Origin of the sequence: Haloarcula halobia, from assembly GCF_029338255.1 — an archaeon.
Taxonomy (GTDB): Archaea; Halobacteriota; Halobacteria; order Halobacteriales; family Haloarculaceae; genus Haloarcula; species Haloarcula halobia.
Map to the genome: position 1 here is coordinate 58,946 of NZ_CP119787.1, position 12,955 is coordinate 71,900.

16 protein-coding genes and 1 pseudogene are annotated in these 12,955 nt (G+C 70.3%); 8 read left to right on the forward strand and 9 right to left on the reverse strand.

Translation table 11 applies throughout. The annotated features are described in order from the left end of the window. Genes P1K88_RS00300 through P1K88_RS00310 form a run of 3 tightly spaced genes read left to right on the forward strand, consistent with a single transcriptional unit; the run spans nt 1 to nt 1,639 of the window. A complete protein-coding gene (locus P1K88_RS00300) occupies nt 1–561 on the forward strand; it encodes an AAA family ATPase (RefSeq protein ID WP_276411586.1) in 561 nt (186 codons plus the stop codon). Beyond that, nucleotides 558–977, forward strand: a complete 420-nt coding sequence (locus tag P1K88_RS00305; protein WP_276411642.1) for an RNA-binding domain-containing protein — start codon at nt 558–560, stop codon at nt 975–977. The genes P1K88_RS00300 and P1K88_RS00305 overlap by 4 nt, the downstream gene beginning before the upstream one ends. Beyond that, on the forward strand, nt 974–1,639 hold the full coding sequence (locus P1K88_RS00310) for an HAD family hydrolase (RefSeq protein ID WP_276411643.1): 666 nt from the start codon (nt 974–976) through the stop codon (nt 1,637–1,639). Before P1K88_RS00305 ends, P1K88_RS00310 begins: the two co-directional genes overlap by 4 nt. 1 nt (nt 1,640) lies before the next feature. Here the strand turns inward: P1K88_RS00310 and P1K88_RS00315 are convergent, their stop codons facing one another. After that, entirely contained in the window at nt 1,641–2,696 is a 1,056-nt protein-coding gene (locus P1K88_RS00315; RefSeq protein WP_276411644.1) for a molybdopterin-dependent oxidoreductase, read from the reverse strand. Between the two features lie 121 nt (nt 2,697–2,817). On the opposite strand from P1K88_RS00315, the gene P1K88_RS00320 reads away from it, so the two are divergent. Continuing rightward, nucleotides 2,818–3,036 carry a hypothetical protein gene (locus tag P1K88_RS00320; RefSeq protein ID WP_276411590.1) on the forward strand — a complete coding sequence of 73 codons (219 nt, stop codon included), beginning with the start codon at nt 2,818–2,820 and terminating at the stop codon, nt 3,034–3,036. Between the two features lie 9 nt (nt 3,037–3,045). Here the strand turns inward: P1K88_RS00320 and P1K88_RS00325 are convergent, their stop codons facing one another. Further along, nucleotides 3,046–4,005: a lamin tail domain-containing protein gene (locus P1K88_RS00325; protein WP_276411645.1), complete on the reverse strand. Its 960-nt coding sequence runs from the start codon at nt 4,003–4,005 to the stop codon at nt 3,046–3,048. 76 nt (nt 4,006–4,081) lie between these two features. On the opposite strand from P1K88_RS00325, the gene P1K88_RS00330 reads away from it, so the two are divergent. After that, nucleotides 4,082–4,975, forward strand: a complete 894-nt coding sequence (locus P1K88_RS00330; protein ID WP_276411646.1) for a CBS domain-containing protein — start codon at nt 4,082–4,084, stop codon at nt 4,973–4,975. On the opposite strand, the gene P1K88_RS00335 is transcribed toward P1K88_RS00330, so the two are convergent. The 7 genes and pseudogenes from P1K88_RS00335 to P1K88_RS00365 form a co-directional block, all read right to left on the reverse strand. Next, entirely contained in the window at nt 4,976–6,019 is a 1,044-nt protein-coding gene (locus tag P1K88_RS00335) for a nucleoside recognition protein (RefSeq protein ID WP_379786649.1), read from the reverse strand. It abuts the gene before it with no gap. A 60-nt stretch (nt 6,020–6,079) separates the two neighbouring features. Further along, a pseudogene (locus P1K88_RS00340) lies at nt 6,080–6,606 on the reverse strand (magnesium transporter). A gap of 40 nt (nt 6,607–6,646) precedes the next feature. Beyond that, nucleotides 6,647–7,225 (reverse strand): magnesium transporter, encoded by a 579-nt coding sequence (locus P1K88_RS00345; RefSeq protein WP_276411648.1) that lies wholly within the window; start codon nt 7,223–7,225, stop codon nt 6,647–6,649. A 110-nt stretch (nt 7,226–7,335) separates the two neighbouring features. After that, complete coding sequence (locus tag P1K88_RS00350) at nt 7,336–7,740, reverse strand: universal stress protein (RefSeq protein ID WP_276411650.1); 405 nt, start codon at nt 7,738–7,740, stop codon at nt 7,336–7,338. Between the two features lie 118 nt (nt 7,741–7,858). Next, nucleotides 7,859–8,134, reverse strand: a complete 276-nt coding sequence (locus P1K88_RS00355) for a hypothetical protein (protein ID WP_419181078.1) — start codon at nt 8,132–8,134, stop codon at nt 7,859–7,861. After that, complete coding sequence (locus tag P1K88_RS00360) at nt 8,131–9,687, reverse strand: bacteriohemerythrin (RefSeq protein ID WP_276411651.1); 1,557 nt, start codon at nt 9,685–9,687, stop codon at nt 8,131–8,133. Before P1K88_RS00360 ends, P1K88_RS00355 begins: the two co-directional genes overlap by 4 nt. Before the next feature lie 75 nt (nt 9,688–9,762). Beyond that, a complete protein-coding gene (locus P1K88_RS00365) occupies nt 9,763–11,178 on the reverse strand; it encodes a signal recognition particle protein Srp54 (protein ID WP_276411653.1) in 1,416 nt (471 codons plus the stop codon). A gap of 91 nt (nt 11,179–11,269) precedes the next feature. On the opposite strand from P1K88_RS00365, the gene P1K88_RS00370 reads away from it, so the two are divergent. Genes P1K88_RS00370 through P1K88_RS00380 form a run of 3 tightly spaced genes read left to right on the forward strand, consistent with a single transcriptional unit; the run spans nt 11,270 to nt 12,931 of the window. Beyond that, nucleotides 11,270–12,178 carry an AEC family transporter gene (locus P1K88_RS00370; RefSeq protein ID WP_276411654.1) on the forward strand — a complete coding sequence of 303 codons (909 nt, stop codon included), beginning with the start codon at nt 11,270–11,272 and terminating at the stop codon, nt 12,176–12,178. A gap of 31 nt (nt 12,179–12,209) precedes the next feature. Then, nucleotides 12,210–12,584, forward strand: a complete 375-nt coding sequence (locus P1K88_RS00375; protein ID WP_276411656.1) for a cupin domain-containing protein — start codon at nt 12,210–12,212, stop codon at nt 12,582–12,584. Between the two features lie 38 nt (nt 12,585–12,622). Next, on the forward strand, nt 12,623–12,931 hold the full coding sequence (locus tag P1K88_RS00380) for a hypothetical protein (RefSeq protein WP_276411657.1): 309 nt from the start codon (nt 12,623–12,625) through the stop codon (nt 12,929–12,931). Nucleotides 12,932–12,955 lie beyond the last annotated feature (24 nt).

Sequence of the window (12,955 nt, forward strand, 5' to 3'; positions counted from 1 at the left end):
ATGACAGTCATCGGCATCGTCGGACTGCCCGGGAGCGGCAAGAGCGAGGCGGCCAACGTCGCCGTCGACATGGGGGTGCCGGTCGTCACGATGGGCGACGTCATCCGCCAGGAGTGTCGCGACCGGGGGCTGGACCCGGCGACGGACCACGGGACGGTGGCGACGGCGCTCCGCGAGGAGAACGGCCCCGCGGCCATCGCCGAGCGGTCGTTGCCTATCATCGAGGAGCGCCGCGAGGACAGCGACACCGTCGTCGTCGACGGCATCCGCTCGGACGTGGAGGTCGAGGCGTTCCGCGAGGCGTTCGGCGAGTCGTTCCTGCTGGTCGAGGTGGACGCACCCTTCGAGGTCCGCGCCGAGCGCCTGGATCTGCGTGGCCGGGACGCGAGCGCCGAGGAGGGCGGCGAGTCGCTGGCGGACCGCGACGAGCGCGAGCTCGGGTTCGGGATGGGCGAGGCCATGGCGATGGCCGACCTGACCATCGAGAACACCGAGACGCTCGCGGCCTTCCAGCGGACCGTCCGGACGCTCCTGCGAGAGGGGGCGGAGGCCCTGGAATGAGTGCCGTCTACAGCGTCGACGTCCAGGTCACCGCGCCGGTCAACGACACCGAGGTGACCGCCCGGGTGGCCGACGCCATCCGCAACCTGTTCCCGGAGGCCGACCCGGAACACAGCCACGGCGAACTCCGCGCCGAGGTCCACTCGATGGACGAGTTCTCGGAGTTGCTCCACCGCCTGGAGATTCTCGACACCGCGCGCTCGGTCTTCTTCGACGCACTCGAGGGCGACACCTTCGCGTTCGACGTGAAGAAGCAGGCGGCCTTCGAGGGGCGTATCAACTTCGCCGTCGGCGAGCCCGCGGAGCTGGGCGACATCCACGTTCGCGTGCGGGTACGCGAACCCGACGCCGAGGCCTACATCGACTACGTCGCCCCGCCGACCGAGGACGGGACGCCGGTCGACTCCGAACCATGACGACCGCGATCTGTTTCGACCTCGACGGGACGCTCGTCCACTGGACGCGTCCGCACGAAGCGGTGCTGCGTGAGACGCTGGCCGACCACGGCATCGACCCCGACGACACACTCGTGGCGACAGTCGAAGAGACGTTCTGGACCGCACACGATACGATGGTGGAATCGCCGTTCGAACAGGCGATGGCGACCGCGCTCGACGAGGCCGACGCGGACGGCGGCGACCCGGCGGCGATGGTCGAGACGTTCCGGGAGCGGACCTACGAGGCGACGACGGTGCCCGACGGCGCCCGCGAGAGTCTGGCGTCGCTCGGTGCCGACGACCCGCTGGCGGTCGTCACAAACGGCGTCCGCGAGTGGCAGGTGGGCAAGCTCGCCCATCACGACCTGACCGACCACTTCGACGTCGTCGTCGCCTCCTACGAGGCCGGCGCGCACAAACCCGACCCGGCCCCGTTCGACCGCCTGCGCGACAGACTGCCGGCCGACGAGTACGTGATGGTCGGCGACGACTACGAGGCCGACGTCGAGGGCGCGCGAGCGGCCGGGTTCGTGCCCGTTCACTACGAGCACGAGGCGCGAAGCGCCTCGGACGGGGCAAGCGGCGACCAGCCGCGAGACGCGGGGCCCGACCTCTGGGCGACCCTCCGGGCGCTCGTGTAGGTCAGAAGCCGCTGACGAAGATGGCGAGCCACTCGCCCACCTCGCGGCGCTTGGTGACCCGCACCTCCTCGACCCACTTGACCCACTGGAAGCCACGCCGTCCGGGCGCGACCAGGCGCATCGGGAAGCCGTGGCCGTGCGAGAGGCGCTCGCCGTCGACGTGCGTCGCGAGGACGGCATCACGGGCCTCGTCGATGGGGAGGCTCCAGCGGTAGCCCGTGACCGAGCGGAACTGGACCCACGCCGCTGGGTCGTCCGGGTCGGCGGCCGCGAGCAGGTCGCCCACGCGGACGCCCTGCCACGCGTGGTCGGAGTACCACCCGCTCGTGCAGTCGAGCAGACCCTCCCGCGTCGCATCCGCCGAGAGGTCGTCGACCCCGTACTCGGCGGGCGTCGAGACGCGACCCACGACCGACAGCGACCAGTCGGCCGGGTCGACCGGGTCCGGGTCGTCGGCGACCCAGCTGGTCACCGGGAAGCGGTTGCCCTCGCCGCTGCCCTCCTCGCGCGACCCCGTGTACCGCCGGTCGGCTCCCGCGGTGTCCAGCAGGTCGTTGACCGGTCGCTGGAACCGCCAGACGAGCGCGCCCGCGGTGACGACGCCGGCGTAGCGGAGGACGTCGCGGCGCCGGCCCACGGTGGCCCGCGTGGGCCGGTGGTAGCGATAGCGCAGGTGTGTTGCCAGGAGGACGGGCACCAGCAGGCCGAGGCCGACGTGGAGGTGAAAGAGCCCCCACGGCCCCAGGTCGAGCGACCCGCCGAACACCCACCAGACGCCGGTCGCCAGGGCCGCCGTCACGTCGGCCGCGAGCAGTAGGGAGAGAACCCGCCGGCCGGTGAGCCGCGCGGGCGAGACCCGGTGGGAGACTCGCCACAGCTTCATCGGCACCAAGGCGACGAGCACCACCCCCGCGATGGCGTGGAGGTCGATGAGCCACGCACCACGCGGCGTCCCGGCCCAGATGGTCGCCACGCCGGTCGCGAGTAGCGTCGTGACGGCGACGAAGAGACTCCAGTCGACGGCGCGTGGCGACGGGACGACCCGGCGAACGTCCATGGCAGTCCTTGGCACCGAACGGCCAAATACTGCCGGGCGTGTTCGACGGTCTGACCGGCACTCGGGAGCGGTAAATACGTCTGACGTGGAAGTTATGATCGCAGGCTACCAACGTGCCACTATGGCCTGCCTACAGACGCGGCTCCTGGGTGTCCAGCTGGTGGCGCTGGCGACGGCGGTCGTCGGCGAGGTGGTCGGGTCGCGAGCCGTGACCACGGTCGGCGTCGTAGCCTTTTCCCTCGTGCTGGCGGCGGCGCTCGTCGCGAGGGCCAGCGAGCGAGTCGCAGGCGTCCTCAACGGCGGACCGGCCGATCCTGCCTCGCGGCGGACCGAGCGCTGAGGCGGGCGCTCACCCGTAGGTTCGCCGGGCGACGACGCGCCCGCTCGCGTCGCGGACCGTGACCGTATCGCCCCCGTTGTTCCAGACCGCCCTGGTACGTCCCCAGTAGCGGTCCGTCTCGGTGTCGGTGCCGGCCCCGGTGTGGAGGGTCACCCGGTCGCCGGGGGCGAGCGTCAGCGCGTCGAACGTGTAGACGTGGTCGGCCGCGTCGGCGACCGTCCACCCGGTCAGGTCCAGCGCCGACTCGCCGCGGTTCTCGAAGACGACGTACTCGTCGTTCAGGTTCTCGTTGTCGTCGCCGGCGGCGTCGGCGTTGATCGTCGCTATCGCCAGGCCGGTCTCGCCGGCCGTGACCGTCCCGCCGTCGGCCACCGGCGTCCCCGTCGTTGCCGGGTCGACACAGCGCCAGAGGCCGCGACCGTTCTCGCGGGCCGCCGTCTCGGCGCTGTAGAACCGGTCCGCCCGCGAGAAGTCGCTGTCGTAGACCCTGGCGTGACCGGTGGCGACCAGGCGGTAGTTGAACAGTCGGTCCTCGACGACGACGTACGCGAGCAGGCGGTCGTAGTAGCCCCGCCGGTCGGTCGCCGGGTCGAACGCGAGGCCGACCTCGCGGCCCAACAGGGCGTCTTTCGCGAAGTTCGAGGCGTCGGTGCCCGCCTCACGGAGACACGCCCGTCCCGCGTCGGTGTCGGGGACCCCCTCGAACTCCGCGGGGTCGTTCTCGACGTGGACCTCGGGCGTGTCGACGCCGACGAGTCGCACGGTGTCGACGGTCCCGTTCGGGTACGCGACGCGAATCGTGTCGCCGTCGACGACGGCGGTGACGCTCACCGAAACGGTGTCCTGTGGAATCGGGCCGGCCGACCCGACGGCGGTCGGCGTCGACGCCGACGGGGCGGACGCGGAGAAACCACCACATCCGGCGAGGGCGACCAGCAGCACGAGGGCGACGAGCGAGCGGCGGTCCATCGCCGGAGAGACGGGCGGCGGGCCCACAAACCTGACGGGGGAGATTATGTCGCTGGGAGCGATAGTTCGACGCAGGATGCTCGTCCCACTGCCAGTCCGCGACGTGATGACCGCCCCCGCACGAACCGGCACGAGAGACACGACGATCGTAGCAGTGGCGGGTCGGCTGCGCGACGAGGGCATCGGCTCGCTCGTCGTCGAGGCAGATGGCGAGCCCGTCGGCATCGTCACGGAGAGCGACGTCGTCGCCGTCACGGCCGAGGGGGGCGACGCGACGGCGCTGACCGTCGGCGACGTGATGTCTTCGCCGCTCGTGACGATACGCCCGGACGCGAACATCGAGGCCGCCGTCGAGCGGTTGCGGTCCCACGGCATCAAGAAGCTGCCCGTCGTCGACGACGGCGTCCTGGTCGGCATCGTGACCACGACGGACCTCTCGCACTACATTCCCCAGCTCGCCCATCCGACGCCGGCGCCGGACCTCCCCCACCAGCGCAAGCGGTTCACGCGCCCCGACACCGTCTACGAGGACGACGACTGGACCTTCGAGAGCTACGGCGTCGAGGACGGCATCGACGTCGGCGACCACGTCCGCTTCAGCAAGACCCTCACCGAGGAGGACGTCGAGCAGTTCGCCGAGGTCAGCGGCGACACCAACCGCCTCCACCTGGACGCCGAGTTCGCCGAGGGGACCCGCTTTGGCCGCCGCATCGTCCACGGCACGCTGGTCTCGGGGCTCATCAGCGCCGCGCTCGCCCGCCTGCCGGGGCTCATCATCTACATCTCACAGGAGCTCAGCTACCGCGCTCCCGTCGACATCGGCGAGCGTGTCACCGCCCACTGCGAAGTCGTCGAGCGCATCAGGGACGACCGGTTCCGCCTCACGACGGCCGTCGACGGCGCCGACGGCGAGGCCGCCCTCGAGGGCGAGGCCGTCGTCATCTCGGACCCCATCCCCGAGACGCGGTGATCAGAGGCCAAGCAGGACGACGAGTGCGGCGGCGATCCAGACGATCTTCAGGCCGGTGTTCACGACGATGACCTTCGTCCCGAACTCCCGGCCCCAGATGCCGTACTGGAACGGGATGGAGCGCTTGAACGTCGAGACGGCAAAGGAGACGATGCCGCCGACGAGCATCGTCGCGACGGCGGTGCGGGCGGTGAAGGTGCCGTCGGCGATGAGCGGTGCGATGACGGCCGCCCCCGAGGTCGTATCCAGTGCGTAGGCGGCGACGACGGGTGCGGCCGCACCGGGCAGGCCGAGCGACCCGGCGAGCGCGTCGGCGGTGGCAGTGACGCTCGCCCCGCCCGGGCCAAGCAGCGCGAGCAGTTCCTCGGAGTAGGCGACCAGCAGCGAGACGACGACGTAGATGGCGACCAGTCGCGGGAGGATGTCCCGGATCCGGTCCAGCGTCTGCCCGTAGGCCTCCCGGACCGCGGCCTCGCGGCTCTCGGGGCCGTCGGTACCCGCATCGGGAGCGTTCCCGTCGTCGGCCCGCCCGCCGTCGGTGCTGGCGTCGAGGTCCGCTGTGCGGCGCGTCGACCCGTCGAGCAAGAGCGCGCCGGCGACGATGCCGGTCAGCGTTATCGCCAGCGCGACCAGCCCCCGTGTCGCGACGTAGAGCACCCCGACCTCGAGGCCGAGGATGGGGATGAGGACCGGCGCGTAGAAGGTCACGATGTGCTGGGCGAAGCCGAAGAAGGTGTTTATCGTCACCGCGACCAGCGTCGCGCGGTCGTCGAGGACGCCCGACTCCCGGAAATCCGCGAGCATGCCGTAGCCCGCGGTGGTCGAGGCCGTCGTGGTCAGGATGGCGGTGCCCACCTCGTCGGGGAGATTCGCCGGGTCGGTGAGGTACCGCGAGACCGCCGCGATGCGCTCGACGAGGCCGAAGGCGACCGCGAGGTTCGCGAGGAAGACCCCCAGCGAGAGAAAGACCACGATGCGAAGCACCCGGTCGGCGACGGTCACGAGGACGTCGGCGAGCGGCGGCGTCGCGAGGACGGGAGCCACGGTCTGCACGGTCGGTAGTGAGGCGGTGACCGGCAAATGTCCGTCGATGGCCGTCCGACCTTAGACGAGCACCCGGACGACGCCAAAGAGCACCAGCACGCCGAGCACGTCGCTGACGTTGGTGACGACCGGGATGACGATGTCGTCGGGATCCAGCTCGAACCGGTAAGCGGCGTAGGCCGTCACCGCCGTGACGACGACCACCAGCGCAGCCAGCACGAGACCACTCGTCGTCGCGACGACGACGACCGTCAGGAATGGGAGCTGGACGGTCCCGAGCAGCGCCTGGAGCGCCCACGCGCCGGCCCCGACCAGCGGGAAGACCGTCAGCGCCAGCGCCACCGTCGCGACGGCGTTGCCCCCGAGCCGGTCGTCCGTGGGGTGAAACGAGACGATGCCGAGGTGGACCGCCGTCGAGAGCCTCGCGGCCGGATACTTCCGAGGTTGCCCGCCATCCCGATGGTGACGGGGACGAGGACCAGCAGCGTGGGGTACTGCAGCAACACCGACTCGAACGTATCGAGCACGATGCCGCTCCCGAGTTCGATGGACGTCAGCACGACCAGCACGGGGAGCATGCGCCGCATGATGCCCCGGACCGACCACTGGTCGACGTACGTCGACACGTCAGCCACCCCCCAGCGCCAGGACGATGCGGGTCGCGACCAGCAGCGTCGCGACGCCGACCACGTCCCCCGTCGTCGTCACCACCGGCCCCGCGAGCGTGTCGGGGTTCAGGCCCCGCCGGTAGCCGACGAAGACGACCGAGACCACGACGACGGTCAGGATGAGCCCCGAGACGACGCCCGCGAGCAGTGCGATGGCGACCAGCGTCGCCAGCGGCGCCGACGGCCGGCCCAGCGCGGTGAGCAACCCCACCGCGAGCACCGCCGAGAGCATGCTGACGAGCACGCCGTTGGCCAGCGACGCCGCGACGGCCGCGTTGACGCGCTCGTCCGCGAGCGAGAGCGTCGGGTCGACCAGCCCCTGGTGAAGCGCAGACCCGAGCCGGCCACCGAGCGATCCGTAGACGTTCCCGCGGGTCGCAAGCAGCGCGGGCACGAGCACCAGCAGGCCGGCCACCTGCTCGAGCTCGGCGTCCATCCCCCCGAGGACGACGCCCGCAAAGAGGCCACCGACTGCACTGAGGACCAGTACCGGAACGGACTCCCGATAGGCCTCGGTGGCGATCTCGCGGACGGTCATTACCGACAGCATCCGAGCGCAGTCGCAAAAAGGGACCGAAGGCCCGACAGCGGGCCGTGCACCAGCCCGTCGGCTACCGGAGCGACCGTCTGCTGGCGGAGTCGGTGCGCTCAGTCCTCGTCTCGCTCGCTGCTGACGACCAGTACCGAGCGGTCGGTCCCGAGGATGACGTCCTGCGTGACGCTCCCGAACAGCGCCTTGCCGGCGGGCGAGCGCTTGCGGCCGGCGAGGACGATCAGGTCCGCGTCCTGGTCGTCGGCGACCTGGCGGATGGCCGCCCCGGGATCCCCGCTGGTGCCTTCGAGAGAGACGTCGATTCCGGCGTCCTCGAGCAGTTCCTTCGCCCGACGGACCGACGCGATCTGCGTGACGAACGCCCCTTCGCGGTTCTGTTCGAAGTCGTGTACCAGCGTGACGTGGACCGACTCGGTATCGAGTGGCAGACTCGTGAGTTCGGTGGCCTGTGCTCGCGCGCGTGTCTCGTCACGGTCGATGCCGACGACGATCTCGTACATACCCCACGGTAGTCAGAGCGGGGTCAAAATACTGTGGGCCAGTCTCACGCGATGAGAACGGTGGGGCCGGTCGACGGGGCCGTACAGCCGTGGCGACGCCCGTCTGTGTCGACGACGTTCAGCTGCCGTCGGCGCGGTGCAGGCGCCCCTCGGCGTCGAACTCGCCGTAGTCGCCGGTCGGATACCACTCGCCTCTGGTCGTGCTCGCCGCGACGTCGCGGGTCTCCCAGTAGCGGTCGGCGACGTGGTCCCCCCGGAACAGGATCTCGCCGTCCTCGCCCAGGGCCATCTCGGTCCCGGGCAGGGGCGACCCTAGCGCCGTCGGGGCCGAGGACCCGTGTGGCGTCACGCACCCGACGCCCGTCAGTTCCGTCGTCCCGTACACTTCGCTCACCGGGACGCCACAGCCCCACAGGAACTGGAGGCGCTCGGCCCCGAGGCCGTCGCCCCCCGAGAGCGCGTACTCGAGGTTCTCCAGCCGAACGACTCGCGCAGGGGCGCGAAGACGAGGCGTTCGGCCGCGGTATCGGTGAGCGACTCCCCGCCGCCGTCGCGCAGCTGCTGGCCCCGCTCGACCGCCCGGCCGTCGGCGAGGCGCCCCTTGACGCCGCCCAGGTCGTCGATGTGTGCCGCCAGTGCGTCCGCCAGGCGGTCGTAGACCCGCGGGAGGCCGACGAGGACCTCCGGGCTGAGCAGTCGCAGGCCCGCGAGCAGGTCGTCGCTCGGGACGTACGCGGCGGCCGCACCGCTGTCCCACAGGTAGTAGGTCGCGACCCGCTGGAAGACGTGCGACAGCGGGAGCGAACAGGTCCCGGTCCCCCCCGACGGGACGGGGAACTGATCGCCCAGCATCGCCACCGCCGCCAGCAGGTTCTGGTGTGAGAGCCCGACGCCCAGCGGTTCGGCCTCGGTGTCGAGTTCGTGGACGACGGTGGCGACGTCGTCCGGATCGGCCTCGAAGCCCGGCAGCGCGGGTCGGTCGCCCCTGGGGAGGTCGGCGACGTCGAAGACGGTCCCGGCGGCCCCGGCCACCGCCTCGCTCGGGTCGCCGTCGGTCACCAGCGCGTCGATGCCCGCCGTCGTCTCGGTCGCGACAGCCCGCTCCTCGTCGAACCCGGAGTAGATGGGAACGGAGACGACCCCGGCGAGATGACAGGCCAGGTCGGCGACCGACCACTCGTAGCACGGGCGGGTGCGAATCCCCAGGGTCGTCCCCGGCTCGACGCCGGCGTCGAGAAAGCCCGCGGCGACGGCCCTGGCGTCCCGGTAGAGCGTCTCGAAGGTTCGCGTCTCGAACTGGCCGTCCTCGTAGGCGTACGCCGCCGTCCGGTCGCCGTGCCGGTCGGCGAGGCCGCGGATCCAGTCCGCCATCGAGCCGTGTGGAATCGAGACGGCCCCGCCGACGTGGACGTCGCTCCCCAGGCGGACGCTCTCCTCGGACGCGTCGTAGGTCCGGTCGTCGTCGCGGGACTTGTTCAGCTTGCCCGGACTGTAGTCGTAGTCCTCGGGGACCGTCTCCGAGAAGTACTCGCCGTAGTTCTGGTCGACGTCGGCCCCGGCGATGTGGGAGTCCAGCCAGTCTCTCGCGAACTCGAGGACGTCGACGGTGATGGGTTCGCCCGCCTCGTGCTTCTCGCGGAACTCGCGGACGGTCTCGGCGAACTCTGCGTGCATCTCGCGGTGATTGTAGAAGCAGTCCGCACAGTCCATCGCGTACCCGCAGTCCTGCATGAACTCCTCCTCGTCGCCGAAGTGGTACTCGGTGTACCGCTCCAGCTCCCGGAGGATGTCGCCGATCGCCGCCTCCGAGTGGCCCTCGTCGACGGCGACATAGAGGTCGTTCAGCAGACCAAAGAGGTGCTTGTGCTGTTCGTCGAACCTGTCGATGTCGGTGCTGTATCGCTCGTCGACCCACTCGATGAACGTCTCCCCCGGCCCGGATGCCATACGTGTCTTTCAGAAATTCGAATACAAAAAACGCCAAACCGATTCCCAGCGGGTGAAAACCTCCGCTGGCCCGGATCAGTCGCCGAACGGGCCGCCACCGCCGCCGCCCATGCCACCCATGCCGCCCATGCCCCCGCCACCGCCGCCGCCCTGCTGCATCTGTTTCATCATCCGCTCCATGTCGCCGTCGCCCATGCCCTGGAACTGCTTTAACATCTGCTCCATCTGCTTGTGCTGCTGGAGCAGCTCGCGGACGCGTTCCTCGGGTTTGCCCGACCCGCGGGCGATGCGCTCGGTCCGGGACTGGCCGACGACGCGGGGGTTCTCCAGCTCCTCGTCGGTCATCGAGTCCATGATGACCTCGAAGTCGACCATCCGTTCCTGGGTGACGTCCATGGCGTCGTCGGGCAGCTGGTCCATCAGCCCGCCGCCAAGGCCCGGAATCATGTCCAGCACCTGGTCGAGGGGGCCCATCTTGTTCATCGTCTGCATCTGCTTTCGCATGTCGTTGAGGGTGAAGGGCCCGTCCATCATGTCCTCGGGGTCCCAGTCCTCGTCTTCCTCCTGGGTCTCGGTCATCGCGCGCTCGACGCGCTCGGTGAGTTGCTTCAGGTCGCCCATCCCCAGCAGGCGGGAGATGAACCCCGAGGGCTCGAAGCGCTCGATGTCCTTGACGGTCTCCCCCGACCCGAGGAAGGCGATGGTCGAGTCCGTCTCGTTGACGGCGGCGAGTGCGCCCCCACCTTTCGCCGTCCCGTCGAGCTTGGTGATGACGACGCCGTCGATGCCGATGGCCGACTCGAAGTCGGCGGCCTGGCTCTTGGCGCTCTGCCCCATCGCGGCGTCCAGCACCAGCAGGTTCCGGTCGGGGTTCACCTCGGCCTCGATTCGCTCGATCTGCTCGATGAGCTCCTCGTTGAGCCCGTCCCGACCGGCGGTGTCGACGATGCGGACGTCGGCCTCTTTCGTCGCTTCGAGCCCCTCGCGGGCGATCTTCACCGGGTCGTCGGCGTCCGGGTCGCCGTAGAAGTCGACCTCGGCGTTGTCGGCCATCTGCTCGGCCTGGTCGTACGCCCCCGGTCGATCCGTGTCGGTCTGGATGATGGCCGGGTGCAGCCCCTTCGTCGAGAACCACCACGCCATCTTCGCGGCCGTCGTGGTCTTCCCCGACCCGTAGAGGCCGGCGAGCATGATGGTCTGTTCCTCCAGCGGGAGGTCCGTCGACTCCCCGACCAGGTCGACCAGCTCCTCGTAGACGATGCGCAGGACCCAGTCGCGCGGCGAGGTGCCGGCGGGCGGGTCCTCGTCGAGTGCGCGTGACTTGATGCTCTCCGAGAGGTCCTGAACGAGCGAGACGTCGACGTCGGCCTGGAGCAGGGAGCGCTGTATCTCCCGGACGACGTCCTCGACGTCCTCCTCGGAGATGCGGGACTTCCCCCGGAGGTTGTCGAGCGTCCCGCGAAGCGAGCTCCCGAGATCGTCGAGTACCATTTGCCAGTCGGTACGCGGTCGGGTCGGTAAAGGCTTGCCGTCCACACATCGATGCCGAAAGCAACATACCCATCTGTCGTCTGGCTCGCGTATGGGCGTCTTCGAGCAGTTTCTCTACATGCTCGCCTTCCTGGCGCTCGGCGTCGGCGTGCGCCGCGTGGGCCTCCTCGAGGAGCGCCACGTGAACTGGCTGACCGCGGGCGCCTTCTACGTCGCCCTGCCGGCGCTCATCTTCTCCGCGACGTACGACCAGTCGCTGGACGAGCTGGTCTCGCCGGCGCTCGTCCTCGGCTTCTGGGCCGTCGTCGGCGCGACGGCGCTCGCGGCGTGGCTCCTCCACCGCCGTACCGGGGAACGGTCCCGGCGGAGCGTCGCCATCATCCAGTCGTACCACGGCAATCTCGGCTTTCTGGGCGTCCCGCTGGTCGCCGCGACGCTGGGTGGCGAGGCGACGGCGGTCGCCAGCGTCGTCCTCGGCATCGGGGTGCTCACGCAGACCCCGATCACCGTCCTCACGCTGGTCCGGACCAACGGCGTGGCCGCGTCGGTCACGGGCGAACTCCGGAGCGTCGTCACGAACCCGATCCTCCTGTCGCTCGCCGCGGGCGTCGTCGCCTCGCTCTACGGCGTCGGCATCCCCCCGGCCGTCGACGGCGGCCTCACCACGATCGCGGACCTCGCGCTCCCGCTTGCGCTGGTCTGTATCGGCGGGACCCTCGACACCGATCTGCCCGAATCGCGGCTCCGTGATGCGGGGAGCGTCGTCGCGCTGAAGATCGTCTGGATGCCCGCCCTGGGCTATGTCGTCTACTCGGCGCTGGGACTTGGACCGACGGCGCTGGCCGCGAGCGTGCTGATGCTGGGCACGCCCACCGCTGTCGCGACGTACGTCTACGCGACGGAACTGGGCGGCGACGTGGCCGCCGCGTCGATGAACGTCTTCGCCTCGACGCTGGGCTCGCTGGGGACGCTCTCGCTGCTGGCGTGGCTGCTGGGGTAGGTTTTTGCGATGTGGGGGCCCCACGTCCGGTATGGTCTACCACCACCTCGACCCCGACGACCTCCCGGAGACGGCGGACTACCCCTGTGACCGCCGCGGCATCTCGGACGCCGCCGAACTGGCCGTGCTCCACGCCGCTACCTACGAGATGGTCCCCGGCGAGCAACTGCCCCGGACCTACCACTACCACGAGGTGCGCGAGGAGCTCTTCTACGTGTGTTCGGGGACGCTCCACGTCGAGACGCCCGACGGCGAGTACCTCGTCCCGGCCGGCGAGGTGTTCGTCGCCGAACCCGAGAGCCCGCACCTGGCGTACAATCCGGCCGACGCCGCCGAGTCCGTGAAAGTACTCGGCGTCGGCGCACCGAAGACGGACATCGCACTCCCGTACGAACCCGAGGCCTGACCCCCGGCCACGTCTGCCCGTCTGGAGGCAGTGGACTGATGTACGACCGGACGGAAGCGACGAGCATGCCCTCCGACACAGCCGGGAACGCACCCCTCCGCGCCGTCCGCCGCTGGCTCCGCGTCATCGCGTTCGCGCTCGGTATCGGCCTCGTGGCGCTCGCGGAAATCGGCCACGTCACGGCCGGCTACCACAGCGGCCTCCTGTTTGCGGTCACTGGCGTCGCCGGCGGCGTGGTCGCGCTCGCGGCGGCGGTGACGCTGCTGGCCGACCTGCTGCCGGCGTCGTCCGCGCCCGACCCGGACAGCCCCTCGGCGGCCGGATCGGAGGAGACACGTACAGAGTAGCACGTTTTTTCTCCCCGCCGCCCG

Bases quoted from the DNA above. Each gene is read 5' to 3' on its own strand.
- P1K88_RS00300 (WP_276411586.1), top strand. From the start codon at position 1: ATGACAGTCATCGGCATCGTCGGACTGCCCGGGAGCGGCAAGAGCGAG.
- P1K88_RS00305 (WP_276411642.1), top strand. From the start codon at position 558: ATGAGTGCCGTCTACAGCGTCGACGTCCAGGTCACCGCGCCGGTCAAC.
- P1K88_RS00310 (WP_276411643.1), top strand. From the start codon at position 974: ATGACGACCGCGATCTGTTTCGACCTCGACGGGACGCTCGTCCACTGG.
- P1K88_RS00315 (WP_276411644.1), bottom strand. From the start codon at position 2,696: ATGGACGTTCGCCGGGTCGTCCCGTCGCCACGCGCCGTCGACTGGAGT.
- P1K88_RS00320 (WP_276411590.1), top strand. From the start codon at position 2,818: ATGGCCTGCCTACAGACGCGGCTCCTGGGTGTCCAGCTGGTGGCGCTG.
- P1K88_RS00325 (WP_276411645.1), bottom strand. From the start codon at position 4,005: ATGGACCGCCGCTCGCTCGTCGCCCTCGTGCTGCTGGTCGCCCTCGCC.
- P1K88_RS00330 (WP_276411646.1), top strand. From the start codon at position 4,082: ATGCTCGTCCCACTGCCAGTCCGCGACGTGATGACCGCCCCCGCACGA.
- P1K88_RS00345 (WP_276411648.1), bottom strand. From the start codon at position 7,225: ATGACCGTCCGCGAGATCGCCACCGAGGCCTATCGGGAGTCCGTTCCG.
- P1K88_RS00350 (WP_276411650.1), bottom strand. From the start codon at position 7,740: ATGTACGAGATCGTCGTCGGCATCGACCGTGACGAGACACGCGCGCGA.
- P1K88_RS00360 (WP_276411651.1), bottom strand. From the start codon at position 9,687: ATGGCATCCGGGCCGGGGGAGACGTTCATCGAGTGGGTCGACGAGCGA.
- P1K88_RS00365 (WP_276411653.1), bottom strand. From the start codon at position 11,178: ATGGTACTCGACGATCTCGGGAGCTCGCTTCGCGGGACGCTCGACAAC.
- P1K88_RS00370 (WP_276411654.1), top strand. From the start codon at position 11,270: ATGGGCGTCTTCGAGCAGTTTCTCTACATGCTCGCCTTCCTGGCGCTC.
- P1K88_RS00375 (WP_276411656.1), top strand. From the start codon at position 12,210: ATGGTCTACCACCACCTCGACCCCGACGACCTCCCGGAGACGGCGGAC.
- P1K88_RS00380 (WP_276411657.1), top strand. From the start codon at position 12,623: ATGTACGACCGGACGGAAGCGACGAGCATGCCCTCCGACACAGCCGGG.